This is a genomic window from Pseudoroseomonas cervicalis ATCC 49957, from assembly GCF_000164635.1.
GTDB lineage: Bacteria > Pseudomonadota > Alphaproteobacteria > Acetobacterales > Acetobacteraceae > Pseudoroseomonas > Pseudoroseomonas cervicalis.
In genome coordinates this window covers 1-603 of record NZ_GG771219.1, presented here as the reverse complement: position 1 = coordinate 603, position 603 = coordinate 1, and the positions used below count along the sequence as shown (strand labels likewise).

At 77.4% G+C, this 603-nt stretch carries 1 pseudogene; it reads left to right on the top strand.

Going from position 1 to position 603, the window contains the following annotated elements:
* Positions 1–93: 93 nt before the first annotated feature.
* A pseudogene (locus tag HMPREF0731_RS22660) lies at positions 94–603 on the top strand (hypothetical protein); the annotation flags it as partial.

The window sequence follows — 603 nt, the reverse complement described above, 5'->3', positions numbered from 1 at the left end:
CGCGCGCCGACGGGCTGCTGAACGGCCCGCAGCTGCCGGGCGCCGCGATCAGCCAGTCCGCCATCGACGCGCTGTTCGACTGAGGATGGGCTGATGCGGCAGACCCGTCCCGCCTGGCTGCTGGCGCTCTGGCTGGGCCTCGGCCCGCTGGCGTCGCAGCCGGCCGGGCCGGCGCTGGGGCAACCGGCGCCGGGCGGTCCCGCCGCGTCACCACCGCCGGGCCAGGGGGAGGTGGTGCCCGCCGCCGCTTCCCCCGCCGGCCCCGCCACCCTGGCGCAGCGCGTGCCGCAGCGCGTCACCGTCCGCACCGGCCAGCATCCGGGCTTCAGCCGCATCGTCTTCGACTGGCCCGAACTGCCCGGCTATACGCTGGTGCAGCAGGGCGATGTGGTGGAGCTGGTGTTCGGCCCGGCCGGAACCCTTGCCTTCGAGGCCGCCTCGGTCCGCCCGCCGCGCAACATCGCCTCGGTCGAGCCGCTTTCGGGCGGGCTGCGGCTGCGCCTGACGCCGGGCAGCCGGGCGCGGCATTTCGTGCTCGGCCGCCGCGTGGTGGTCGATCTGCTGGACCCGCCGGCACCGCCGACGCCGCCGGCGCAGCGCCAG